This is a genomic window from Mesorhizobium sp. L48C026A00, from assembly GCF_000502375.1.
GTDB lineage: Bacteria > Pseudomonadota > Alphaproteobacteria > Rhizobiales > Rhizobiaceae > Mesorhizobium > Mesorhizobium muleiense.
In genome coordinates this window covers 84,571-108,569 of the sequence record NZ_AYWU01000021.1, presented here as the reverse complement: position 1 = coordinate 108,569, position 23,999 = coordinate 84,571, and the positions used below count along the sequence as shown (strand labels likewise).

Sequence of the window (23,999 nt, the reverse complement as noted above, 5' to 3'; positions counted from 1 at the left end):
ACCGTCCCCAACAGGCGAGGATCTTTCGATTGGGTGCTTATGGTGATCTGGTCCCCGATGAAGAAGCTGGTCAGCTCAATGGCTCTATGACGGCAGGATGCGACCATCTGCCTAACGCGGCAGCTTCAACCGAAGCCTATTTTCGCGCTGCCGCTGCAATCCTGGCGATGCGGCCGGGCGCCTCCGAACCAGACACGTCGGCGGCACTGCTGAAGCGCCACTATGGATTGACGGGATCGATCGCGACATTGTCCTCCGAGGTTGAGCGCACCATTGAGGTCAACCTGTCGGACGGCCGCCGGTTGATCCTGAAGACGTCGGCAACAGCGGAGGCGGTCGACAGCTTTCGTTTTCAAACCGCCGCCATGGCCGGATTGCAAGGGTTCACGGGCTTCGTTGCACCCGAAGTGCTCCGCACGACCAGCGGCGCATTGATGTTTGAGCAAGAGGGGACATGCGGGTACTTGCAGACCCGGATCGAGGGTATGCCGCTGCACCAGGCGACACCAACTCCCGACCTGCTTTTTCGAACCGGCAGTGCTCTCGCCCGGCTAGACCTGGCTCTTGAGCTGGTCAGTGTGCCGGCGGCTCACCGTCCCGTTCTTTGGCATGTCGGTTGCTGGTCGAGGTTGATGGAACTGGAGCATTACCTGCCATCCGGGAGCATTGCCGATAGCGTACGCGTCGCGATGGCGGAGTATGCGGAGTTCGTTGAGCCGCAACTCTCTGATGTGGCGTGGCAGGTAACGCATAATGATCCCAGCCCATTCAACATGATGGTGACCGGCCAGGGAATGGGTTTCATCGATTTCGGCGACGGCTGCTGGAGCCCCAGGATCCAGGACCTGGCGATCGCAGCAAGTCACGTCGTAGGGGATTCGACACTTCCTTTGGGTGGAGCCGAGCATCTTATTGCCGGCTATGCCTCTGTCATTGCACTTTCGGCACTGGAAGCAAAACTGCTCGTCGGACTGATGCGGGCACGACAAAGCGCATTGATCCTGGTCAACTACTGGCGGTCCCACCTTTTTCCGGCCGATGCCCAGTACATCAAAAAGAATGTCGCGCGTGCCGAGCACGGACTGTCCATCCTGGCGCCTCTTGGTGTCGCATCGGGCGAGGCGGCCGTCCTGGCGGCAATGTCGTCGTTTCAGCCCTAACGCATTTCGGTTTGCCTCGACCGGCACGCTAACCCAAAGACGAACCGCGAAATGATCAAGGTAACTCTTTCAGATAGGCAGCAGCACATGTCCACAGATCTCATGCCTAATCGCTACAGGCCCGGCGAATCCGACCTTCCGAGGCGCGAGTCCGAGCTAATTGCTCGCCGTGACGAAGTACTTGGGGCCTCCTATCGGCTCCAGTACCGCCGGCCTGTGCACTTCGTTCGCGGCGAAGGCATGTGGCTCTACGACCCTGACGGGCATGCCTATCTTGATTTCTACAACAACGTGCCGTCGCTCGGCCATTGCCACCCTGAAGTAAACGCCGCAATGGCTGAGCAGGCGGGCCGGATAAGCGCCAACACGCGCTATCTCGAGCCAAAACTTGTCGACTATGCCGAGCGACTGGTCGACACTTTCCCAAGCGAGCTCGACCGGGTGGTTTTTACCTGCACGGGAAGTGAATCCAACGATCTGGCCCTGCGTATCGCGCGATTTGCGAGCGGCAATGAAGGCGTGATCGTCTCGAGCTACGCCTATCACGGCACCAGCGCGGCTGTCGCCGCGGTTTCCCCGAACCTGGGCGACGCCGTCAAGCTCAGCCCATTCGTGCGCATGGTCTCCCTGCCGGGGCCGGAGGGTGTGCCGGAAGCCCAGGCTGCGGACTTTTTCGAGGCGCAAGTACGCGCGGCCATCGTAGATCTGAACCGTCGCGGCATCGGCGTTGCGGCCCTGCTCATCGACAGTATTTTTTCCAGCGATGGCGTATGGGTCGATCCCCCCGGCTTCATCGCCGGCGGAGTGGCGGCGGTGCGGGAGGCAGGTGGTCTCGTCATCGCCGACGAAGTTCAGCCGGGTTTTGGACGAACCGGCGCTCATATGTGGGGCTTTGAACGGCACCGGATCGTTCCGGATCTCGCTACCCTCGGCAAGCCGATGGGCAACGGATTTCCAATTGGCGCGGTCGTTGGTCGCAAAGCACCGATGGAGCAATTTGGCGCAACCGCTCGCTACTCCAACACGTTCGCCGGAAATACGGTTGGCATAGCGACCGCCGACGCCGTGCTGGCGATCCTGCAGCGCGACCAGATCCCCCAGAAAGCGCTTGCCATGAGCCAGCGCCTCCGAGCCGGGCTGGAGAAAATCGCACAGCAGCCATATGGAGTTCGCGCTATCCGAAACGCCGGTCTGTTCTTTGGCATCGACATCGGGCGTGAGGGTGCCCCGGCGGCAAGCCGGCGGGCAATGGCGCTGGATGTCGTGAACGCACTGCGCGACGACGGCGTCCTTGTCAGCACGACAGGGGCCAACGAGGATTCGCTCAAAGTGCGCCCGCCGCTCGTTTGCCAGGCCGAGCATGTCGACATCTTCCTTGCAGCCATGGAGCGGGCGCTCATCAAGGTCGCAGGCTAGACCGCATGCCTGCGACCAGGTGGCCAGGTCCTGGTTCCCAGCTGCGGTAACCGACCGGGATCGTCACGCATAGATCGGCGAGGCTTCCGCGTTCTTAGCTCGAACGCTGTCGATCTCAACGCAGCCGATAGCGAAAGCGATCGACACGGCGATGACGGCTGCAATTGCAAGATTGCGTCTCATGCGCTCGCTCCGTCCGCGTTCAGAACTTGTCGACATCGATGATGGCCGTGGCGAAGGCATCAGGCGCCTCCTGCGGCAGGTCATGCCCGATGCCGCCGGTGATCAGCCGATGCTCGTACTTGCCGGAGAATTTCTTCGCATAGGCGTCGGGATCGGGATGTGGCGCACCATTCGCGTCGCCCTCCAGCGTGATCGTTGGCACGTCGATCTCCGGGCGCTTGGCAAGCTTTTCCTCCAGTTCGTCATAGCGGCGCTCGCCTTCAGCAAGGCCGAGCCGCCAACGGTAGTTGTGGACGACGATGTCGACGTGGTCGGGGTTTTTGAACGCAGCGGCGCTTCTGGCGAAGGTCGCATCGTCGAAGTTCCAGCGCGGCGAGGCGAGCCGCCAGATCAGTTTGGCGAAGTCGTCCGTGTATTGCGCATAGCCGGCACGGCCACGATCGGTCGCGAAATAGAACTGATACCACCATTGCAGTTCGGCCTGTGGCGGTAGCGGCGCCTTGTTGGCCGCCTGGCTGCCGATTAGATAGCCGCTGACCGAAACCATGGCCTTGCAGCGCTCCGGCCAGAGCGCGGCAAGGATATTTGCCGTCCTCGCGCCCCAGTCGTAGCCGGCGACGATCGCTTTTTCGACGCCCAGGGCATCCATCAGGTCGATGATATCGACCGCCAGCGCAGCCTGCTGGCCGTTGCGAAGAGTGGCATCCGACAGGAACCGCGTCGTGCCGTAGCCGCGCAGATAGGGCATGATGACCCGATAGCCGGCTCCTGCAAGCAGCGGCGCGACATCGACATAGCTGTAGATGTCGTAGGGCCAGCCGTGCAGCAGTATGACGGGTGGCCCATCCGCCGGGCCGTCCTCGGCATACCCGACGGTGAGCAGACCAGCCTCGATCTGCTTCAGCGATGCGAATGAGTTTCGCGATCCTGTCCCGCCGGCTAATGTCGTCTGCGTCCCGCCCTGAGCAGTGGAGGTTCGGACCGCTCCTAACTGAGCCAACGCCACGGTCGCGGCCGCGATGCCGAACAGGCGTCGGCGATGATGGTCGACGACTTCCGGAATTTTGATTGCGTTCATGGGACTACTACCTTTGTTCATGTTTCCAGGGCAGTCGCGGCAGTGCCGAAACCGAGGGACTAGATCAGGTTAATTTCGACTTCGATGTTGCCGCGCGTGGCCTTCGAGTAGGGACAGGTCTGATGAGCAGCATCGACAACGGCCCGGGCGTCGTTGCGATCCATCCCTGGCAGGCTCACATTGAGCCGGGCGCTGAGAAAGAAGGCGCCGTCGCCGCTGTTGAGATCAACCTCCGCATCGATCGAAAGGTCTGCTGGCAGCACGACGTTCATTTTGCGCGCGGCGATCGCCATCGCGCCCTCGAAACATGCCGACCAACCGGCAGCAAAAAGCTGTTCGGGATTGGTGCCGCTGCCCGCGCCGCCGGGCGTCGAGAGCCTGATGTCCAGCCTGCCGTCGGAACTGCGTGAGCCGCCCTCCCGGCCGCCCGTTGTGTGCACCTTCGCTGTGTAGAGTCGTTTTGCTTGGGTAGTCATGGCATGCATCCTGTATGACATCGGATCTTCGATCAGCGCAGCGATTTGAAAGCTGCACGGACCTCCTGCGTGAAGATTTCCGGCTGTTCCCAGGCAGCGAAATGCCCGCCGGCCTTGGCCTCATGGAAATAGATGAGGTTGTGGTAGCAGCGCTCGGCCCAGCTTCGCGGCGCGCAGTAGATTTCGCCGGGGAATACCGTCACGGCGACCGGAAGATCGGCAATGTCCACGGCATTGAAATTGTTGGAGTGGTCTTCCCAGTAGATCTGCGCCGCGGAGGTTCCGGATTCAGTGAGCCAGTAGAGCGAGATGTCGTCGAGCATCTCGTCCTTGGTCAGAACCCGCTCGGGGTCGCCACCGCTATAGGTCCACTGCGCGAACTTTTCGTAGATCCAGGCGGCAAGACCCACAGGTGAATCCACCAGGGAGTAGCCGATGGTCTGTGGCCGCGTCACCATCATGGCGGCATAGCCGGAACTGTCCTTGTAGAAGGTGTCGAGCGCATCGAATGCCGCACTTTCCTTCTCGGTCAGTCCGCTCGGCGTCGGCCCGCCGGCCGCCAGCACCGATGCAATTTCCGGCGGCACGGTCCCCGGCATGTTGACGTGTATGCCAATGAGCCCAGGCACCTTCTGCAGCGCCATGCGATGGGAGATGACCGAACCGCAGTCGCCACCCTGCGAGACGTAGCGGTCGTAACCCAGCCGCCTCATCAGCACGCCCCAGGCACGGCCGATATGGTCTGAGCCCCAGCCAGCCTCCGTCGGTTTCCCGGAGAAGCCGAAGCCAGGTATCGACGGCACGACGAGATGGAATGCGTCTTCCGCCGCGCCGCCATGGGCCGTGGGATCTGTCAGCGGACCGACGACCTTCATGAATTCCAAGATCGAGCCGGGCCAGCCATGCGTCATGATCATCGGCATAGCATTCTCATGGCGGGACCGGACGTGGATGAAGTGGATAGCGAGGCCGTCGATTTCGGTGACGAACATAGGCAGAGCGTTGAGCTTCGCCTCGACCTTCCGCCAGTTGTAATCGGTCATCCAGTATCGAAGGAGATCCTGGAGCTTTGCGAGCTGCACGCCTTGGGACTGATCCGTAACTGTTTCCCGCAAGGGCCAGCGCGTCGTTGCCAGACGTCGGCGGAGATCGACGATTGCCTCCTCCGGAATGCCGGCGCGGAAGGGACGGACGGCTTCACTATCGACGCTCGCGCGCGCCATTGCTGGAAGCAGGCTCAAGGCGCCTGTGGCCGCTGATGCGGCAAGCAGGCTTCGTCGCGTGAGCGATGGCGATGATGCGGGCATGGTCGTTTTTCTTGGGTCCGTCGGCAGAGAGGTTCTTGCTGCTTTCGACACATAGAAGGAGATCGCCCGAAGCGCCCGTTATGCATTATGATGCAACGTTAGCGCTCGTCGGCGAATGCAGGCTTGCAGCGAAGCCCCCACTTTTGTTGTTCTCATAGGTGAGTGGTCGCCTGCATGAGCAGGCTGCGAAGGGAGTGTCATGACAGGGCCTGCAACCGACACGATATCATTTGGTCCCTTTACGCTTGCCGTCCGCGAACGGCTGCTCTTGCGGCAAGGCACCACCGTCGATCTGGGCGGGCGCGCTTTCGATATCCTGGCTACTTTGGCTGCCCGCTCCAACGAGGTGATCAGCAAGAGGGATTTATTGGCGAACGTCTGGCCCGACGTCACCGTCGAGGAGGGTAGTCTGCGGTTTCACATGGCCAATCTCAGAAAGGCGTTGGGCGACGGCAAGGACGGCGCGCGCTACATCGCTACCTTGAAGGGCCGGGGCTATTGCTTCGTGGCGCCGGTCTCGCGATCGGGTGGTCGCAACGATGCGCGAAGCGAGGCTGCCGCCAGCTACCCGCAGGCCAACCTCCCGAGCCGACTAGCTCGCATGGTTGGGCGAACCGACGACACGGCCGCGCTTTCCGCGGAGCTGGCGGCCGCGCGCTTCGTCACGATCGTCGGCACGGGTGGGGTCGGCAAGACCACCGTTGCAGTGGCGGCCGGGCATCACGTCGTCGATGCGTTTGCCGGCGCTGTGCATTTCGTCGATCTTGGCGCGCTGAATGATCCCAACCTGGTTGCGCCGACTGTAGCCTCGATGCTGGGCCTGTCGCTTCAGTCTGACGACGCCACGTCCGCTCTCATCACATACCTGGCTGACAAGAGAATCCTCCTGATCCTGGATACCTGCGAGCATGTCATAGACGCGGCGGCAGACCTGGCCGCCCGTATCTTCGCTTCCGCGCCGCAGGCCCACATCCTGGCGACGAGCCGGGAGGCTCTCCAGGTCGAAGGCGAGCACGTCTACAAGCTGGCGCCGCTTGCTTACCCGCCGGACGATCTGGAACCCACCGCGGCAGTCGCGCAGGCGTTCCCTGCGACCGAGCTGTTCTTGGAGCGCGCAGCAGCGAGCGGTGCTCGTCTTGACCTCGACGATTCGGATGCGGGGGTCGTGGCGCACATCTGCCGGAAGCTTGATGGCGTACCACTTGCCATCGAACTGGCAGCAGGACGGGTTGCGAGCTACGGCCTGCAGAAGACCGCGATGCTTCTCGACGAACGCCTGGCCCTCATGTGGCCGGGGCAGCGCAGCGCACCGCCGCGCCAGAAGACACTTCAGGCTACTCTGGACTGGAGCTTCGGGCTTCTGTCCGAATTCGAGCGCCTGGTGCTTCGCCGGCTTGCCGTTTTCGTCGGTCATTTTTCGATCGATGCCGCGCTGACAATAGTAACGAGCCCGACCGTGGACGATGCGCTCGTATTCAGCGCCATCGATAGCCTCGTGGCGAAGTCGATGGTCGCGGCGAGGCCAGCCGGTGCAACGATGCGCTATCGACTGCTCGATACGACGCGGGCTTATGCCCTTCAGTTCGAGGTCCAGGATGCGGAACTCACGGAACTGGCCGCCCGGCACGCGACCTACTGTCTGCGATGGCTGGAGGATACGGGGAATGAGTGGCCTACGTTGTCGAGCGCGTCGCAACGATCACTGCACCTCGCGGGCCTTGCCAATGTGCGTGGGGCTCTGGATTGGTGTTTCGGATCCAACGGGAATGCCAGGCTCGGCATTCGTCTTGCCGCCGCCGCTGCTCCGCTTTTCCTGTCGATGTCCTTGCTCACCGAGTGCCATCGCTGGAGCTCCCGGGCAATTTTCGCTCTCGACGACTCCATGCGCAGCGGACGCGAGGAGATGCACCTTCAGGCGGCCCTTGGAGTTTCCCTGATGTTCACGCACGGGGGAAGGGACGCAGCGCGCGTGGCGCTGAACAGAAGCTTCTCCATTGCCGAGCAGCGCAGCGAGGCGCTCGACCAGATTCAGGTTCTCGGGCCGCTGCAGATGTTCCATTTGCGTACGGGAGATTTCAGGACCGCGCTCCGCTACGCGGAGCGTTGCACTGTCATTGCCGACGCGCTGGAAGACTCCGTCTCCACGACATTTGCGCATTCGTTGATGGGAATATCGCTTCACCTCAATGGAGAACTAGCTCGCGCCCAGACCTCGCTTGCGGCAGCATTGCGATACGGGCCGCGTTCCGGTCGGACCACGACCAACTATCTCGGCTTCGACGGGAGAATCCTGGCCGGCGCGATCCTGGCAAGAACGCTTTGGCTGCAAGGCCATCCGGATCGGGCGGTGGAACGCGCGCTGCTGACGATCAAGGACGCCGAGATCCTGAACCATCCGCTGACGCTTTCGATCGCTCTTGTCTGGGCCGTTTCCGTGTTCCTTTGGGTCGGCGATCTCGACCGCGCGGACGAGCATATAGACCGTCTCTGCTTGCGTGCGGAACCCCACTCGCTCGGACCGTATCTGGCGCTAGGACGAGGCTTCAAGGGAGAACTGGCCATTCGTCGAGGCGATGCGGAAAAGGGAATCGAGAGCCTGCAAGGCAGTCTCGCGGAGCTCCACGCAGCACCCTACGAACTGCTCACCACTCCGCTCAACGTCGCGCTCGTTCAAGGCCTTGCCGCCACGGGCCGGCTCGCGGAGGCCCTCGCACTGCTCGACGACACGATCCTGTCGGTCGAGGCAAACGGAGATCTCTGCTATATGCCGGAGTTGCTGCGCGTGAAGGGCTGCCTTGTTTTGGAGTCAGTGCAGTCTGGCGACGAGGCTGAAACCTACTTCAGCCGGTCACTCGAAATGAGCCAGGGTTGGGGCGCGTGGGGGTGGGAGCTGCGCGCCGCGGTCGACCTGGCTACCCTTCTGATCGATCGCAGACAACACGAAACCGCCCGGGCGCATCTCCAGCCGCGGTTCGAGCGCTTCGTTGAGGGTTTGGATACTGCTGATCTGAAGTCAGCTGCACGTCTGCTCGCGACGCACAGTTAGTCTGGCTCGGCAATCGCGACGGACCTCATCGAGCGGAATGGTGGCCCTACCATTATATTGTGCCATGAGCAGAAAAGCGGTGTGAAGTGACATTGATGGTTACGCTTTGAAAAAAAGAATGAAATGAGTCACATATCATAGAGGCCGGCAGTGTCAGTCCAATCTCGTGGTTTAAAATCTGTGTGTAAATGATTGAAAAATATAGAAAATTCGCCATAGCGCCCATGATGGACTGGACGGACCGGCATTGCCGGTTCCTGCATCGCCAGTTGACGCGCCGGGCCTTGCTCTACACCGAGATGGTGGTGGCCGACGCGGTCATCCACGGCGAGCGCGAGCGCTTGCTGGGCTTCGATGATACGGAACATCCGGTCGCGTTGCAGCTCGGCGGCTCCGATCCGCAGAAGCTTGCCGAGGCGGCCCGCATCGGCAAAGCCTTCGGCTATGACGAGATCAACCTCAATGTCGGCTGCCCGTCCGACCGCGTCCAGTCAGGCACGTTCGGCGCCTGCCTGATGAAAGCACCGGACCTGGTCGCCGATTGCGTCGCGGCGATGAAGGCTTCTGTCAGCATTCCGGTTACCGTCAAATGCCGCATCGGCGTCGACGAGCAGGATCCTGAGCCGGCGCTCGATACCTTGGCGGACGGGGTTTTCGCGGCCGGCGCCGACGCGCTGTGGGTGCATGCCCGCAAGGCGTGGCTGGAAGGGCTGAGCCCGAAGGAAAACCGCGACATCCCGCCGCTCGACTACAACAGGGTGTATCGGCTTAAGGCCAAAAAACAAAACAAATTCATCGGCATCAACGGCGGAATTCAATCTCTTGAAGAGGCGCTTGACCACATTGATCATGTCGACGGCGCCATGCTCGGCCGCGCCGCCTATCATACGCCGGGCATTCTGGCAGGCGTCGACGCGGCGTTTTACGGCGACGAACCAAAAGCGTTCGATTTTGCCGCGCTGATCGATGCGATGGCGGATTATGCGGCACGCCATATCGAGCGGGGCGGGCGGCTTGGCCATGTCACCCGTCACATGGTCGGCCTGTTCCACGGCCTGCCTGGCGCGCGCCGCTACCGGCAGATCCTTTCGACCGATGCGACAAGGCCCGGCGCCGGACCGGATGTGCTGAAGGCGGCTTTCGCTGCAGTCGATTTTAGCGGGACGGACGCCGAAGCAGCCTGACTGTCCAGTCGCGCAAGATCATGTGGAGGGCGTCGCGTTGAAGGTACGCCAAACAACGCTGAGCGAGAACAAATGACGATTCTGTTGGGCGTTCGTTTCGAAAGACTGCCCAAGGTCGCTCGCAATCAACTGTAGCGGCCACCTGAACGGGCAAGTAGCGCCAGAAACGGACATTAGCGAAAGCGATTCCAGGGCAGCTTTGGAAGAGCGGACATTGGACGTCCTCATGTCCATTCATCAGCTTCGGCTCCGAGAATACCCATGTGCGATCTAAAATTTGCGTGCGGGGTGATAGAGGCGGACCCAGCAACTCCAGCCATGTGTATTCGAAATACAGTTGGCAATCTTTCCGTCGCAGCCAACGAACTGGATATCGACCGATCCACCCGCCCCGGGTGAGGCCCAAGTCCACGCGGGAGCAAGCGAGAGGACACGAGTCCGACCGGGCGCTGCCGGAGGTTCCTCGTTAGCTCGGGAATGCCTGTTGTGCTATCGTCCTAAAGTCTCTCGGGCCGCCGAGGGTCTCGCATGATCTTCCCGTTCGAGGGAGAGAGCATCTGTGACGGAATTTGCAACGAAACTGAAGTTGGCCGCCAAGCTTGCCGCGAAAGGCAGCGTTTCGCGTCGCGACTTTGTTCAGCTGGCGTTCGCCGCCGGCCTTACCGCCACGGCCGCCAATGCGATGTTCGTCCAGGCGGTGCGCGCCGAGCCCAAGAAGGGCGGCACCTTGAAGATCGGCATCGGCGATGCCGCCGCCACCGATTCACTGGACCCGGGTAGTACCAGCGTCAACCCGTTCACCGGCACCGCGCTATTCGGAACCTTGTCGAATGGCCTAACCGAGATCGATTCCAAGGGCAACGTGGTCCCCGACCTCGCCGAGAGCTTTGAGCCGTCAGACGGCGCCAAGAAGTGGGTGTTCAAACTGAGGAAAGGAGCCACCTTTCACAATGGCAAGACGGTTACCGCCGACGATGTCGTGGCCTCTGTCAGGCACCATAACGTCAAGGGCACGAAATCGGTGATGAAATCGCTCTTGGCTTCGGTCAAGAATGTCGTCGCCGACGGTGCCGAGACGGTGGTGTTCGAACTCGACGGCGGCAATGCCGACTTCCCCTACATCATGTCGGACATCCCGGTCATGCCGGCGAAAGAGGGCGGCGTCGACTGGGAGTCGGGCATCCGCACCGGCCCCTACATGCTCGAGAAATTCGAGCCCGGCGTCATCGCCACCTTCAACAAGAACCCGAGCTACTTCAAATCCGACAAGGGCTGGTTCGACCGTGTCGAATGCCTGGCGATCAACGATGTGAAGGCGCGCACCAACGCGCTCAACACCGGCGAGGTCCACTACATGGATCGCTGCGATCTGAAGACGCTCGACATCCTGAGGCAGAACCCCGATCTCGTGATCTCGGAGACGACGGGCTACGGCCACTACGTTTATGTCATGAACGTCCAGAAGGCGCCCTTCGACAATCCCGATGTGCGCAATGCGATCAAGTACTCGCTCAATCGCGACGAGATCGTGCGGAAGGTGTTTCTCGGCCACGGCGCCGTCGGCAACGACAATCCGATCGCACCGACCGTCAAGTTCGCGATCGATCCGCAGCCGAAGCATGTCTACGACCCCGATATAGTCAAGAGCCTTCTCAAGAAGGCGGGGGCCGAGAACACCCAGTTCGACCTGTCGGTCGCGGATGCCGGGTTCACGGGTGCGACCGACTCGGCTCTCCTGTGGCAGGAGCATGCCCGGGCGGCCGGGCTCAACCTGAATGTGATCAGGGAGCCCAATGAAGGCTACTGGGACAATGTCTGGTTCAAGAAGCCGTTCTACGCCTCTTACTGGGCCGGCCGGCCGACGTGCGACTGGATGTTCACCACCGCCTATGCGGCGGAAGCGGTGTGGAACGAAACGTCTTGGAAAAATCCGCGCTTTAATGAGCTGCTCGTCGCCGCCCGCTCGGAGACCGACGATACCAAGCGTGCCGGCATGTATGCCGAAATGCAGCAATTGCTGCATGACGACGGCGGGCTCATTAATGTCGTCTTCAACTCCTATGTCGATGCCCACACCAAGGCTCTCGCCCATGGCGAGGTGGCGTCGAACTGGCCGATGGACGGGCTTAAGATCGCCGAACGCTGGTGGTTCGCCTAGGCCGTCTACTCATAAACTGGGATGGCGGACTGGACGCGTCTAATGTCTCCTTGCCCCCACCAGCGGGTCCCGAGCGGACATCGCAGCAGGTCCGCGTTGGACCACAAGCGGAAATCCCGGGCGCGCGTCCAGGGTCGATCAATTGCCTCTGATTTTGGACAGTGCGTCCTTTGCGTGAATGCCAATTAGAGCTTCATTCTGGAGTGCCACGAGCGCAGGTATCGCAGCTCGTGCCGGAGGCCCGATCTTTCCCAGCGCCTCGATGGCATCCCGGCGGAGATATTCAACCTTAAGCGCTTCAACCAGAGCCGGAACGGCTTGTGCTGCCGCTGGTCCAAACCAGCCCAGTCGCTCTGCCGCATATTGCTGGGAAAAGGGATTGCCGGTCTCAAGCTCTGTTTCCAGGCTCGTAACGGTGATGGCCAGCGGCAGCGCAGCGATACGGAGACCATCATACAGGCGCTCCCGCACGCCTGCGTGTTCATAATCCCATTGGAACGAGAAGATATAGGTGTCGGGAAGATTTTCGAGCCCTTTCTGGTCTGCACCCGGTCGGAACTTCAGGAGCATTTGCCTGGCTTCTTCCCGGCGCCCGAGCTGCGCCAGCACGGAACTGAGTGGTAGAAAGAGCGCAGTTGCGTCTGGGTTTCGCCTGACGCCGTCTCCGAACACCTCAGCCGCTTGTTTCAGATCGCCCATTGCAAAAAGCGCCAATCCACGAGCGAGAACGTAGTGGCTTGGATAGGTCGGGTTGAGCCGCATGGCGGTCGCGACGAAATTCAGCGCCTCGGCAGGTTCGCCTGAGATCGTCAGCGCCCAAGCCATTGCGATGTGTGCTTCGGGGTCGTTGGGATCCAATGCAATCGCTCGACCGGCATTCCTGCGTGCATCTTTGGCCAGACCTTGATAAACGTTCCGCAATGCCTCGACCGTATAAGACAGTGACGTTGGATATTTCTTGGCCAGCTCTACGTAATCGTGAGCTCCCCACCAGAAATATGGTTCGTCCCTACCGAGTTCTTTACCCCAAAGTGAGTCAACGACGCGGAAGTAGGCCAGCGCCAGGGCGGCATAAGCTCGCCCATATTCGGGATCAAGTTCGGTTGCTTTTTTCAAGGAAGTGATGGCGGCAGCTGTGTCCTTTGCGTTGTAACGGAGATAAAGGCTCCAACCCTCTTCGAAAGCTTCCTTGGCTGCGATATTGTCCGGCTTGGCGCGGGCAATTTCCGTTTTTTCGGTGGTGGTGAGATTGACCTTCAACGCTTCGACGATCTTTGCGACAAAAATGTCCTGGACCGCAAAAATATCGGCGACGTTTCCATCGAACCTGTCCGCCCACACATGCCCGCCGGTGAGGGCATCGATGAGCTGGGCGTTTACTCGCACCTGCTCGCCGGCTCGCCGTACGCTTCCCTCGAGAACGTAACGCACGCCAAGTTCTTCGGCGACCTGGCTGATTTTTACCGGCTTGCCGCGGTAAACGAATGTCGAGTTTCGCGCGATCACGAAAAGGCCGGAAAGCTTGGAAAGGTCGGTGATCAAGTCATCGGTCATGCCGTCGGCGAAGTGCTCCTGGCCGGCGTCGCTCGAGATGTTGGTGAATGGCAATACAGCGATCGATGGCTTGTCAGGTAGCGGGAGCGCCATTCTTTCCCTGGAGGCCACCTCGACCGGCGGTCCTGAACCGTCGCCGACGACCTTCCAAAGTGCTACACCTCCGGCGATCAGGATCAGCGCCGTCGCCGCGACCGCCGGCCGGCGCCATTCGATATAGCGCTTGCGTTTTGCTGGAACTGTTCCGGATGCGGCGCGTTCCCGCGGGCCTATCCGATACAGACGAATAGGTTTTTCGATGTTCTTGAGCTTTTGTTCACCCAAGAATTCGAACTCAAAATCCAGCTTTCTCTCGACCTGATCGAATGCCGATCCTGAAATAAGGACGCCCCCGGGTTCGGCCAATCCTTCCAGTCTCGCTGCGACATTCACGCCGTCGCCATAGATATCCTGCCCTTCGACAATCACATCGCCAAGGTTTACGCCAATGCGGAATTCGAGTTGTTTTTCCTTCGGCAGTTCGGCGTTGCACTCCGCCATAGTCCGCTGGATTTCGACGGCGCAACCGACCGCGTCGACCACGCTGGAGAATTCTATCAGCGCGCCGTCGCCCATGAGCTTCACGATGCGCCCCTTATGAGCGGCGATCTTCGGATCGATCAGGTTCTCGCGGGTGCTCTTCAGGCGCGCGAGGGTATCCGCCTCATCGGCTTCCATAAGGCGGCTGTAGCCAACGATGTCAGCGGCAAGTATCGCCGCAAGCCTGCGCTCCATGGTAGTTTCCGGCGCTGGGCAACTGTACCATGATAAAAGAGTATCGCTTCGGAGCCTAGTCCTGCTCTCGTCGGCTTTGGGTCACGATTTGCCCGTGAAGTTCCCAGATCGCGTGCCGCCGAGTGGCACGCCGACCTACAATGCCACCAAGGCGGCGATCCATTCCTATACGGTGTCGTTGCGCGAGCAACTCAGGGGCAAGGTCGAAGTGATCGAGCTTGCGCTGCCAGCGGTTCGCACTGAACTCACGCCCGGCCAGTCGAGGCGCGACGACTACATGCCGCTCGATGCGTTTGTCGACGAAGCGATGGCGTTGTTCAGCCGGGAGCCGACGCCGAAGGAGATCCTGGTGGAGTGCGTGGGCTTCCTGCGCTGGGCAGAGCGGGACGGCCGGTTTGATCAAGCGGTCGAGATGCTTAACGCTCACTGAGCGGCGCAGTGGCCTGACTGTTCAATCGCGCAAGATCATGCGGTCGCCGCGCACGTCGAATCCGGACAATGAGCCGATGAAGTTCATGCCGAGCAGGCTCTGGCCGAGCATGCCGGGCGCGGCGATCATGACCGGCATGTCCTTGCGCACGATCCCGCCGATCGCCATTTCGTCGGTTCTCACGACGGCGGCGCGCGCCATGCCGTTGGCGGTCGAAACCGGGATGGTGAAATTGAGAGCGGCTGGATTGAAGCCGGCCGCTTGCGCGTCCTGCGCGGTCAGCACGGTGCTGGTTGCGCCGGTATCGACCACGGCCCGGACCGGCGTGCCGTTGACCATGATTCGTGCTTCGAAATGGCCATTGCCGGCCTTGTCCAGGGTCACCGTGGCGTGGCCGTCCTCAAGGCCCAACGCCAGCGGACTGCCGGGAACAAGGCCGGCCGTTATCCGGCTGGCGAAATCCTGCAATTCATAACGATACTGGTAGCCGGCGATCAGTGCGAGCACGATGGCGGCCCAGGCGCCCATGCTGCGGGCCATCGTGCCCAAGGGTCTGCCTGATCTGAGCAGGCCGGCGGCGATGATTGCAACCAGTGCGGCAAGCCAGATCAGCCGGCTGAAATCGTAATTCTCGACGCCGAATGTGCTGCCGGCGGGATCATTGAGCATGAGCAGGACAACGCCTACCCCGATCAGGATCATCAAAACCCAGAAAACCCGGTTCATATGTGGCTCACGAAAGAGCGTCGCGTTCGCGCGCGAGGCGGGTGCGGCGGGTTTCGCGGCGCGGTCTGCGTTCAACCGTTTCCAGCCGGGCCGGCAGCTCGGCCATGACGCTGCGGCGGATTTCAGGGGTCATCTCGATCCAGGCGCCGATTTCCTCGCGCGTACGGCCGCAGCCGAAGCAGAAGCCGGTTTTCATATCGATCGAACAGACCAGGACGCATGGGGATTCGATGGCCGTCATGTTTATCTCTCAGGATTCCCAAGGAATCCCTTGTCTCGCTTCCACATGGTGTAACGGCAAGGCCAATGCAAGACCTCCGGAATGCGCCGCCGGCAGCCGCGTTCGCGTCAATGCAGGCAGTTGTGCTGGCCGAGCAAGGCGGCTATGCCGCTCACCAACTCCGGGAACGATCATCGACGACATGACCAGCGCGCTGCCCTTCGACGATTTTCGCAATCTTCTGGCGACCCTGCCGCAGGCCGACGCGGCAGCCGAAGCCCGCGTCCGTGCGCTGTTTGCCACGGCCGACAAACCCAAGGGTTCGCTCGGCCGCATCGAGGACATCGCGGCCTGGCTGGCCGCCTGGAGCGGCCGCGCGCCGCCGGCAGTGAACCGGCCTCTGGTGGCGATCTTCGCCGGCAATCACGGCGTCGCTCGCCACGGCATTTCGCCACGGCCCGTCGCTGCCACGGCGAACGCCGTCGAGCTTTGCGCGGCCGGGGGTGCGGCGATCAACCAGATCTGCATCGCCAATAATCTCGGGCTGAAAGTGTTCGATCTTGCGCTGCACATTCCAACCGCCGACATCACCGAGGAGGCGGCACTTGACGAACGCGGCTGTGCCGCCACCATGGCCTTCGGCATGGAGGCGATCGCCGGCGGCGCCGATCTGCTTTGCCTTGGCGACCTCGGCGTCGGCAATTCCACCGTCGCCGCGGCCTTGCTTGCCGCACTGTTCGGCGGCAGTGGCGCAGATTGGGTCGGATCCGGATCGGGCGCCGATGCATCGATACGGGTGCGCAAGGCGGAAGTGGTCGATGCCGCGCTAGCCTTCCACGGCACAGGTCTCAGGGACCCGCTGGAAGCGTTGCGCCGGGTTGGCGGCCGTGAGTTCGCAGCGATTGCCGGCGCCATCCTCGCCGCCCGGACGCAGAAGATCCCCGTCCTGCTCGATGGGTTGGTGGCGACAGCCGCTGCGGCGGCGCTGCATGCCGCCGACGCCACTGCGCTCGATCATTGCCTGCTTGCCAGCCTGTCGCCAGAGCCTGCGCATGCTCGGGCGGCCGAGCGGCTCGGCTTGCGCCCGCTGCTTGATCTCGGCGTCAGCCACGGCGAGGGGGCAGGGGCGGCACTTGCGGCCGGCCTGGTCAAAGCCGCTGCGCTCACCGCCTCGGGCATGGCAGCGGCGCTGCATTAAAGCGCGTCGCGTTCGACCCGCCTCATGCGACGCGCTTCAGGTTGTTGTTTTGCGGCGACATGCATTAAGCGTCTATCGCCGGCGCGCAGCAACGGCCCTGGTCGGCAGCGCCGGCAATTCCTCCATCACCCGGCTCAACGGAAAGATGGCGATCGCCTCGGTGCCTTCGCGCAGTTTGGAATGGAGTTCGAACTCGCCGCCATGCATGGCGAGCAGGCTTTGGACGATCGGCAGGCCTAGCCCGGTGCCTTGCTCGGCGCTCTTGATGGCGATGGAGCCCTGGCCGAAGGCGGACAGCACGACCGGAATCTCGTCTTCCGGAATGCCGGGCCCATTGTCTTTGACGGAGAGGTATTGGCCGCCGCCCGCCGTCCAGCCGACGCGCACGCGGATCTCGCCGCCAGTTCCGGTGAACTTGATGGCGTTCGACAAAAGATTGAGCGCGATCTGGCGCACCGCGCGTTCGTCAGCGAACAGGCGCGGCAAGGCGTTTTCGAAATCCTGGACGATGCGGATGTCCTTGTTGCGCGCCTTCAGCTCCATCATGTGACAGCAATCCTCGACGACGGAAAGCAGCATCATCGGCTCTTCGTTGAGCTGGTAGCGGCCCGCTTCGATGCGCGACAGGTCGAGGATTTCGTTGATCAGGTCGAGCAGGTGCTGGCCAGAGTCATGGACGTCGCGAGCATAGTCGCGATAGGTCGGATTGCTCATCGGTCCGAGCACTTCGTTCGCCATCACCTCGGAGAAACCGAGAATGGCGTTGAGCGGCGTCCGCAACTCATGACTCATCGAGGCCAAAAACCGCGACTTTGCCAGGTTGGCGTCCTCCGCCCGTCGGCGCGCTTCGTCCGACATCGATTTCGCCGTGTCCAATTCGGCAATCAGCGCGTCCTTTTCGGAGCGGAACGAGAGCAGCATCAAGGACGAGCGATTGAGGCGGCGCGCCACATAGGCGAAGAAGGGCAGCGAGACAATCAGCAACCCGGCCATGATCAACTCGACCGGCATCCACTGCCTGGCGCCGGCATAGGCATAGGCGGCCACCGGAACGGCGAAAGTCGCCAGCAACGCACCGCGCAACGATGACGCTGTGATCGCCGTCGCCGCCATGGCAAGCAGCAGCACCACCGCCTTGATCAACTGGAACTGGTCGACCTGGCAAGCGTCGCAACCGAGCCAGGCAAACCAGGCCCAGCCCAGGCCGCAAAGGAAATGGCCTATCAGGAAATCACGGTGCGTTTGCAGCGGGTTGAGTTCGGCAGCTTCCGTTCGGTCGACGCGCCTCGCCATGAACACGACGATGGCGTAGCAGATGAGTATAAGAAGCGCCCAGACGCCAATTGCCTTTCCGACGCCAGCGAACAGACCGGTCGCGGCGGTCGCCAGGACGAGAAGCGGAACTATGATCGCGCCGCCTATCATCGCACGGGCGTGCAGTTTCAACAGCTCGCGGTCGAAATCAGGATTTCCGGCCTGCTGCGAAAGACGGTCGCGCGTCTTGCGCACCGCGCGCGCCACATCGCTGTTGCGATGGGGTTTCCGGCGGTCCACAATAAACTTGTCCGCTGTGGTCGAACGTTGCGAGGGCATGGAGACTTCAATTTATGCGGGCAGCGCTTTCAAATTGTTAAGCTACGTTCGAATGATTAACCAACGGTTTGCCATATGAGCCGTTCGTGGTCGCGGCGGCCGGGACTGCAATACGTCCCGCCGCAGCCGCGAAGCCTTTGGCGCCGGCTGGTGGACTATGCACTGGCCGTGCTTGTCCTCGGTCTGCTGATCCTTCTGGCGGCGCGCCTTGATCGGATCGAGACGCGCAAGGCTGAGGGTGCCGCCGTCGTCAATGACGGCGATACGATCACGCTCGGTACCGAGCGCATCCGCATGCGCGGCATTGATGCGCCAGAATATTCGCAGATCTGCCGCAAGGACGGCGCCGACTATCCCTGCGGGAAGCTGGCGCGGCAGTCGCTGGTACGTCTGATATCAGGCAAACCCGTCTCCTGCACCGGCTGGCAGCGCGATCGATACCGCCGGCTGCTCGGCGATTGCAACGCCGGCGGCAAGGATCTCAACCGCGCCCAGGTCGAGGCCGGCTGGGCAGTTGCCTATGGCGATTTCGAAACCGAGGAGGCCGCTGCCCGATCAGGCAAGGCCGGCATCTGGGCCGGCACTTTCGACGAGCCGCATGATTGGCGCGAGAGCCGCGATCACGAAGTGGTCGAAAGAAAGCACGGTCGCTTGGCTTCGATCGGCGATGGCTTACGAGAAATTTTTCGCTTCTGGTGATGGTCAATCCTATAGTGTTGCAACAGAGCGACGTGCGTCCGGTCGGACGCGCAAGCCATGCGCTGAGATTTTTGGATCTTCGCGTCGTGCTTTCCGGCAATCGATTCCGGTTTTCGCCGGTGCGAAAGGAGGATGGGATGAAACTCTTCGACGGCGGCCGGGCGCCCAATCCACGGCGGGTTCGCGTCTTCCTCACTGAAAAGGGGCTTGAGGTTCCGCTGGTGCCCGTCGACATGGGCGCACTGGAGCACAGAGAGCAGCCGGTCAGTTCGCGCAACCCGCTGCAGCGCCTGCCGGTGCTCGAACTCGACGACGGCACCGTCATCACCGAATCCGTCGCCATCTGCCGCTATTTCGAGGAACTGCACCCGGAACCGGCGTTGTTCGGCCGCGGCGCGCTCGGCAAGGCGCTGGTCGAGATGTGGCAAAGACGGATGGAGCTCAACTTGCTCAACTGCGTCAGCGCCGCGTTCCGCCACGTCCATCCGGCGATGAAGGAATGGGAAATTCCGCAAATCCCCGAATGGGGCGAGGCCAACAAGCTGAAAACCGTTGAATTCCTGAAATTCCTCGACGACGAACTGGCGAACCGCGAATTCGTCGCCGGCGACGCCTATTCGATCGCCGACATCACCGGGCTGATTGCCATCCAGTTCATGAAGCCGGCGCGCATCAAGGTGCCGGAAGACTGTGTCAACGTGCTGCGCTGGCATCAGGCGATCTCCAGCCGGCCGAGCGCCGCGGCCTGAGGATGAGCCCCAGGCATGATCGAGACCTGGAAAACTTCGCGGCGAGGGTGCGCGCCTGCCGAATCTGCGTCGAAAACCCGGTCGGCCAGCCGCTGCCGCATGAGCCGCGCCCTGTGCTCAGGCCGTCGTCGAGCGCCCGTATCCTGATTGCCAGCCAGGCACCGGGCACCAAGGTGCATATGTCAGGCACGCCGTTCACCGACGCCTCCGGCGATCGGTTGCGGGACTGGCTGGGCGTCAGCAGCGAAGAATTCTACGACACGACAAAATTCGCCATCGTGCCGATGGGCTTTTGCTTTCCCGGCCAAGATGCCAAGGGCGGCGACCTGCCGCCGCGCCGCGAATGTGCAGCGGCCTGGCGTGCGCCGCTGATGGCGCTGATGCCGCATATCGACCTGGTGCTGACGATCGGCCTCTATGCGCAATCCTGGCACATGGGCGCCGCGCGCCGGCCCTCGCTGACGGAGACGGTGATGGATTGGCGCACCATCTGGGATGCGCCCACCATCCCGAAAGTGCTGCCGCTACCGCATCCGTCGTGGCGCAACACCGGCTGGCTGAAGCGCAATCCGTGGTTTGAAATGGATTTGCTGCCGTTTCTGAGATCGGAAATCCGCTATCGCCTCGGCTGACGCGTAAGCAAGAAATCACTCGCTTTTGCGCCATCTGACAGAATTTCTTTCTTGTGAATGGCCCAAATAAGAAGGACTATAGCCAATCTATTCCTGATCTATCCCCGTGGGAGCACCCAAATGGACCGCCTTGACAGAAAAATCCTCCGCCTCTTGCAGGAGGACGCGACGCTCGCGGTCGCCGATGTCGCCAAGAAAGTCGGACTGTCGACCACGCCCTGCTGGCGGCGCATCCAGAAGCTCGAGGAGGAAGGCGTCATCAAGCGGCGCGTCGCCATCCTCGATCATGAAAAGGTCAATGTGCGCGTCACCGTGTTCGTGTCGATCCGCACCAATTCACACAGCCATGAGTGGCTGCGCCGCTTTTCGGAGGTCATCCAGGAATTTCCGGAAGTGGTCGAGTTCTACCGGATGAGCGGCGACGTCGACTATCTCTTGCGCGTGGTGGTGCCCGACATCGCTGCTTACGACGCCTTCTACAAGCGGCTGATCGCCAAGATCGAGATCCGCGACGTCTCGTCGTCGTTTGCCATGGAGCAGATCAAATACACGACCGAAATGCCGCTCGACTACATGGTCCTGGACAAGGAATCGGGCGCCAACGCTGCCTGAGGAGTTGTTGCTTAATTCTTCTTTTTGTTGAGGAAACTCCACGGCGAGTTTGCCGGCAGCGTGATCGTGTCCGGCACGAGATCGACATCCGTCACCTCCGCCTTGCGCACGGTGTAACCCGACTGGATCACGCTGACACCGTCGAGGATGAACAGCTGACTTTTCTCCATGCCCGGCTCCAGCGCGCCGGTCACGGCAACCGGCTGATAGGCTTGCGACATCCTGTAGGGGCGGGCGGGCGTGACGAGGACGATCTGATTGGGCGGCGGCGTCGGCATGTGGCTGCACGCCCCTGTCCACGGCACCAGCAGGAACTGATAGACGAGATCGCCGTCCCGATCGAGCGGCAGCGCATATCCCGCCAGTTGGACGGCCTTGTCTCGCAAATTGAGGGACAGCGTCTCGCCACGGTCAGGCATTTTTGCCGCGACCATCGGCAATCCGACACTTTCGGCAGCGGGCTGGGTCGCCGGGCGCAGGTCCTTCCAGAATATGCGCGCGGTTTCGGCGGAAGCGCTGCCCGCCACTATGGAACTCAGCACGGCCGCCAGCGCCGCTGTCGATTTGAAACGATTGCTCACCGTGTGCTCTCCATTTGACAGGAGTAAAGCTGTCGTCGCCGACAGCGTCAACGTTCGAGCCGCATCACATGCCGGCGCGAGCCGGCCATGCCGATCTCGTGAGATCCGCGGGCCACGAACATCTCTCGAAAGCCCATGAAACGGTAACTCGGTGATGCCTGATCGACCGGATAGGCCTCGATGGTCCTGGCGCCTTTGGCGAAGGCGTGATCGATGGCCGCGTCGAGCAGGGCGCTTGCCAGTCCAAGGCCGCGCGACGCCCTCGGCACATAGAAGCAGACGATCGACCATACACCCGCCTCGCTGTCGTCCTGCGCCTGCGACAGCTTGCGATAGGTCTCGCGTGGCGCCACGGAGCACCAGCCGACGGTGTTGCCTTCGGCATGGGCAACGATACCGACCGGCGTGCCGGCTTCGATGAGCGCCATCATGGCCCGTCTCCGCTCATCGTTGGACGCGTGCTCGCGGTTTTCGAGGTGGCGCCAGGCCATGCACCAGCAATATTTCGGGCCGCCCGCCTGCTCGAACAGGTTTTCGAAATCGGCGCGCGTGGATCGCGTCACCTCAGTAAAGCGGATTTGGCTCCGGTCAGCCTTTCCTGGCGAGCCGCTCGAGCGTCTTGGCATCGGAAAGCTCCCGTGCAGCGTCCTTGCCGATCCAGCGCGCCGTCTTGTCGGTCGATCCGGCAAGCTTCTGTGCCAGGGCAAGGGCAGCGCCGTGCAAATTCATCGACCGCTTGCCGATAGAGCGAAGCGCCCAGTTCACTGCCTTCTTCACAAAATTACGGGCATCGCTGGCGTGCGCTTCGATGATCGGCAGGAAGTCGAGGAAGGTCGTCTCTGGCTCCTTCTTCCGGTGGACGACCGACCAGGCCATCATGGCAAAGGCCGTGCGTCGAACGAACTCGCGTTCGTCGGCCGCGAACTCTTCTATCAGCTCCTTCCAGCAATCCGTATCGACAAAGAGATCGGAGACGCCGTCGACGATATCCCACGAGTCGAAAGTCGCCGCCCATCGTCTTGCATCCGCAGCAGAAAACCGCTTCGGATCGGCTGTGACGGAAGCGATGAACTGCGCTTCCATGATGCCCGACTCCCATAGTTCGAAGGCACGCTCATGGTTGCGCTTGATTTTCTTGGCAATCTGCCTCTGCACGCCATGCGAGATTCCGAGCGCACGTTCGATCTTGATGCCGTAGCGCAGCATGCCAAGGCGGTTCTCCTGCGAGCCGATCGAGCGCAGATGGGCGACAATCTCCTCGGCGCTGGATTGAGGCGAAAGCTCGGCCACGACAAAACCTACTTCTCCAATCGCGCCAGCAGCGAAGACGTGTCCCAGCGTTTGCCGCCCATGCCCTGCACATCCTTGTAGAACTGGTCGACAAGTGCCGTCACCGGCAGCTTGGCGCCGTTGCGGTCGGCCTCCGCCAGGCAGATGCCGAGATCCTTGCGCATCCAGTCGACGGCGAAGCCTCATATTTGCCGGCATTCATCGTCTTGTGGCGGTTCTCCATCTGCCATGAGCCGGCCGCGCCCTTGGAGATCACCTCGATGACCTTTTCGATGTCGAGCCCAGCCTTCTTTCCGAAATGAATACCTTCGGCCAGCCCTTGGACAAGGCCGGCGATGCAGATCTGGTTGATCATCTTGGTGAGTTGGCCCGAGCCGGCCGGGCCCATCAGCCCGACCATGCGGGCATAGGCATCGATGACAGGCTTCGCCTGCTCGAAGGCTTTCTGTTCGCCGCCGACCATGACGGTCAGGATGCCGTTTTCGGCGCCGGCCTGACCGCCGGAGACCGGTGCGTCGAGGAACGAAAAACCGCGAACTTGCGCCTTCTCCGCCAGTTCGCGCGCGACTTCAGCCGAGGCCGTGGTGTTGTCGATGAAGATGGCTCCCTTCTTCATCGACTGGAACGCACCCTCGGCTCCAATCGTCACCGCGCGCAAATCATCGTCATTGCCAACGCAGCAAAAGACAAAGTCCTTGCCGTCGGCGGCCTCAGCCGGCGTGTTGGCAACACTGCCGCCATACTGGGCAACCCATTGCTCGGACTTTGCTTTGGTGCGGTTGTAGACGGTAACGTCGTGGCCGCCCTTCTTCCTGAGATGTCCGGCCATTGGATAGCCCATGACGCCAAGACCGAGAAATGCCACCGATGCCATGTTTTCGAATCCCTTCAATCCTGTTTTCCGGCCTTCTTAGCGGATCAGGCAAAGCGATG

General features: G+C 61.6%; 21 protein-coding genes and 2 pseudogenes. 11 read left to right on the top strand and 12 right to left on the bottom strand.

All coding sequences use genetic code 11. From position 1 onward, the window contains the following. Positions 1-29: 29 nt before the first annotated feature. Positions 30-1,160: a phosphotransferase enzyme family protein gene (locus X738_RS70270; RefSeq protein ID WP_051407913.1), complete on the top strand. Its 1,131-nt coding sequence runs from the start codon at positions 30-32 to the stop codon at positions 1,158-1,160. 87 nt (positions 1,161-1,247) lie between these two features. Further along, a complete protein-coding gene (locus tag X738_RS70265; protein ID WP_023801887.1) occupies positions 1,248-2,576 on the top strand; it encodes an aspartate aminotransferase family protein in 1,329 nt (442 codons plus the stop codon). 202 nt (positions 2,577-2,778) lie between these two features. Here X738_RS70265 and X738_RS70260 read toward each other — a convergent pair whose 3' ends face one another. The 3 genes from X738_RS70260 to X738_RS70250 are packed head-to-tail and all read right to left on the bottom strand — an operon-like array spanning position 2,779 to position 5,620. Next, positions 2,779-3,837: an alpha/beta fold hydrolase gene (locus X738_RS70260; RefSeq protein WP_373420457.1), complete on the bottom strand. Its 1,059-nt coding sequence runs from the start codon at positions 3,835-3,837 to the stop codon at positions 2,779-2,781. 59 nt (positions 3,838-3,896) lie between these two features. Further along, positions 3,897-4,313: an organic hydroperoxide resistance protein gene (locus X738_RS70255; protein ID WP_023801884.1), complete on the bottom strand. Its 417-nt coding sequence runs from the start codon at positions 4,311-4,313 to the stop codon at positions 3,897-3,899. Between the two features lie 32 nt (positions 4,314-4,345). Next, a complete protein-coding gene (locus tag X738_RS70250) occupies positions 4,346-5,620 on the bottom strand; it encodes an epoxide hydrolase family protein (RefSeq protein WP_023801883.1) in 1,275 nt (424 codons plus the stop codon). A gap of 199 nt (positions 5,621-5,819) precedes the next feature. Here X738_RS70250 and X738_RS70245 point away from each other — a divergent pair, with 199 nt between their 5' ends. Next, positions 5,820-8,666, top strand: a complete 2,847-nt coding sequence (locus X738_RS70245) for an ATP-binding protein (protein WP_023801882.1) — start codon at positions 5,820-5,822, stop codon at positions 8,664-8,666. On the opposite strand, the gene X738_RS83220 is transcribed toward X738_RS70245, so the two are convergent. Beyond that, positions 8,634-8,732, bottom strand: a complete 99-nt coding sequence (locus tag X738_RS83220) for a hypothetical protein (protein ID WP_245277776.1) — start codon at positions 8,730-8,732, stop codon at positions 8,634-8,636. The two genes, X738_RS70245 and X738_RS83220, sit on opposite strands and share 33 nt — an antisense overlap. 122 nt (positions 8,733-8,854) lie before the next feature. Between X738_RS83220 and dusA the strand changes: the two genes are divergently transcribed. After that, complete coding sequence (gene dusA / locus X738_RS70240) at positions 8,855-9,850, top strand: tRNA dihydrouridine(20/20a) synthase DusA (protein ID WP_031256011.1); 996 nt, start codon at positions 8,855-8,857, stop codon at positions 9,848-9,850. Between the two features lie 559 nt (positions 9,851-10,409). Next, positions 10,410-12,008, top strand: coding sequence for an ABC transporter substrate-binding protein (locus X738_RS70235; RefSeq protein ID WP_023801880.1), 1,599 nt, complete (start codon positions 10,410-10,412; stop codon positions 12,006-12,008). Positions 12,009-12,146: 138 nt separating this feature from the next. On the opposite strand, the gene X738_RS70230 is transcribed toward X738_RS70235, so the two are convergent. Beyond that, complete coding sequence (locus X738_RS70230; protein ID WP_023801879.1) at positions 12,147-14,336, bottom strand: adenylate/guanylate cyclase domain-containing protein; 2,190 nt, start codon at positions 14,334-14,336, stop codon at positions 12,147-12,149. A gap of 112 nt (positions 14,337-14,448) precedes the next feature. Between X738_RS70230 and X738_RS70225 the strand changes: the two are divergent. Next, a pseudogene (locus X738_RS70225) lies at positions 14,449-14,766 on the top strand (oxidoreductase); the annotation flags it as partial. A 21-nt stretch (positions 14,767-14,787) separates the two neighbouring features. Here X738_RS70225 and X738_RS70220 read toward each other — a convergent pair. Further along, positions 14,788-15,492, bottom strand: a complete 705-nt coding sequence (locus X738_RS70220; protein ID WP_023801877.1) for a TIGR02281 family clan AA aspartic protease — start codon at positions 15,490-15,492, stop codon at positions 14,788-14,790. A gap of 7 nt (positions 15,493-15,499) precedes the next feature. After that, positions 15,500-15,733: a DUF1289 domain-containing protein gene (locus X738_RS70215; protein ID WP_027151770.1), complete on the bottom strand. Its 234-nt coding sequence runs from the start codon at positions 15,731-15,733 to the stop codon at positions 15,500-15,502. Between the two features lie 181 nt (positions 15,734-15,914). Here X738_RS70215 and X738_RS70210 point away from each other — a divergent pair, with 181 nt between their 5' ends. Beyond that, entirely contained in the window at positions 15,915-16,910 is a 996-nt protein-coding gene (locus X738_RS70210; RefSeq protein ID WP_023801875.1) for a nicotinate-nucleotide--dimethylbenzimidazole phosphoribosyltransferase, read from the top strand. A gap of 72 nt (positions 16,911-16,982) precedes the next feature. Here the strand turns inward: X738_RS70210 and X738_RS70205 are convergent, their stop codons facing one another. Beyond that, positions 16,983-18,503, bottom strand: a complete 1,521-nt coding sequence (locus tag X738_RS70205) for a sensor histidine kinase (protein ID WP_023801874.1) — start codon at positions 18,501-18,503, stop codon at positions 16,983-16,985. A gap of 75 nt (positions 18,504-18,578) precedes the next feature. Here X738_RS70205 and X738_RS70200 point away from each other — a divergent pair, with 75 nt between their 5' ends. The 4 genes from X738_RS70200 (at position 18,579) to X738_RS70185 (ending at position 21,195) form a co-directional block, all read left to right on the top strand. Beyond that, on the top strand, positions 18,579-19,202 hold the full coding sequence (locus tag X738_RS70200) for a thermonuclease family protein (RefSeq protein ID WP_023801873.1): 624 nt from the start codon (positions 18,579-18,581) through the stop codon (positions 19,200-19,202). A 137-nt stretch (positions 19,203-19,339) separates the two neighbouring features. Then, the gene (locus X738_RS70195; RefSeq protein ID WP_023801872.1) at positions 19,340-19,951 is read left to right on the top strand and encodes a glutathione S-transferase; all 612 of its coding nucleotides are present in this window, start codon (positions 19,340-19,342) and stop codon (positions 19,949-19,951) included. Further along, on the top strand, positions 19,891-20,583 hold the full coding sequence (locus X738_RS70190) for a uracil-DNA glycosylase family protein (protein ID WP_031256005.1): 693 nt from the start codon (positions 19,891-19,893) through the stop codon (positions 20,581-20,583). The genes X738_RS70195 and X738_RS70190 overlap by 61 nt, the downstream gene beginning before the upstream one ends. Positions 20,584-20,703: 120 nt before the next feature. Beyond that, positions 20,704-21,195 carry an Lrp/AsnC family transcriptional regulator gene (locus X738_RS70185; RefSeq protein ID WP_006333679.1) on the top strand — a complete coding sequence of 164 codons (492 nt, stop codon included), beginning with the start codon at positions 20,704-20,706 and terminating at the stop codon, positions 21,193-21,195. Positions 21,196-21,206: 11 nt separating this feature from the next. Here X738_RS70185 and X738_RS70180 read toward each other — a convergent pair whose 3' ends face one another. The 4 genes and pseudogenes from X738_RS70180 to X738_RS70165 all read right to left on the bottom strand — a co-directional run bounded on the left by X738_RS70180 (position 21,207) and on the right by X738_RS70165 (position 23,940). Continuing rightward, positions 21,207-21,776 carry a DUF3299 domain-containing protein gene (locus X738_RS70180; RefSeq protein ID WP_023801870.1) on the bottom strand — a complete coding sequence of 190 codons (570 nt, stop codon included), beginning with the start codon at positions 21,774-21,776 and terminating at the stop codon, positions 21,207-21,209. Positions 21,777-21,823: 47 nt separating this feature from the next. Continuing rightward, positions 21,824-22,267 carry a GNAT family N-acetyltransferase gene (locus X738_RS70175; protein WP_280810946.1) on the bottom strand — a complete coding sequence of 148 codons (444 nt, stop codon included), beginning with the start codon at positions 22,265-22,267 and terminating at the stop codon, positions 21,824-21,826. Between the two features lie 97 nt (positions 22,268-22,364). Further along, on the bottom strand, positions 22,365-23,066 hold the full coding sequence (locus tag X738_RS70170) for a DNA alkylation repair protein (RefSeq protein WP_023801868.1): 702 nt from the start codon (positions 23,064-23,066) through the stop codon (positions 22,365-22,367). Between the two features lie 8 nt (positions 23,067-23,074). Beyond that, positions 23,075-23,940, bottom strand: a pseudogene (locus X738_RS70165) (NAD(P)-dependent oxidoreductase). Positions 23,941-23,999 lie beyond the last annotated feature (59 nt).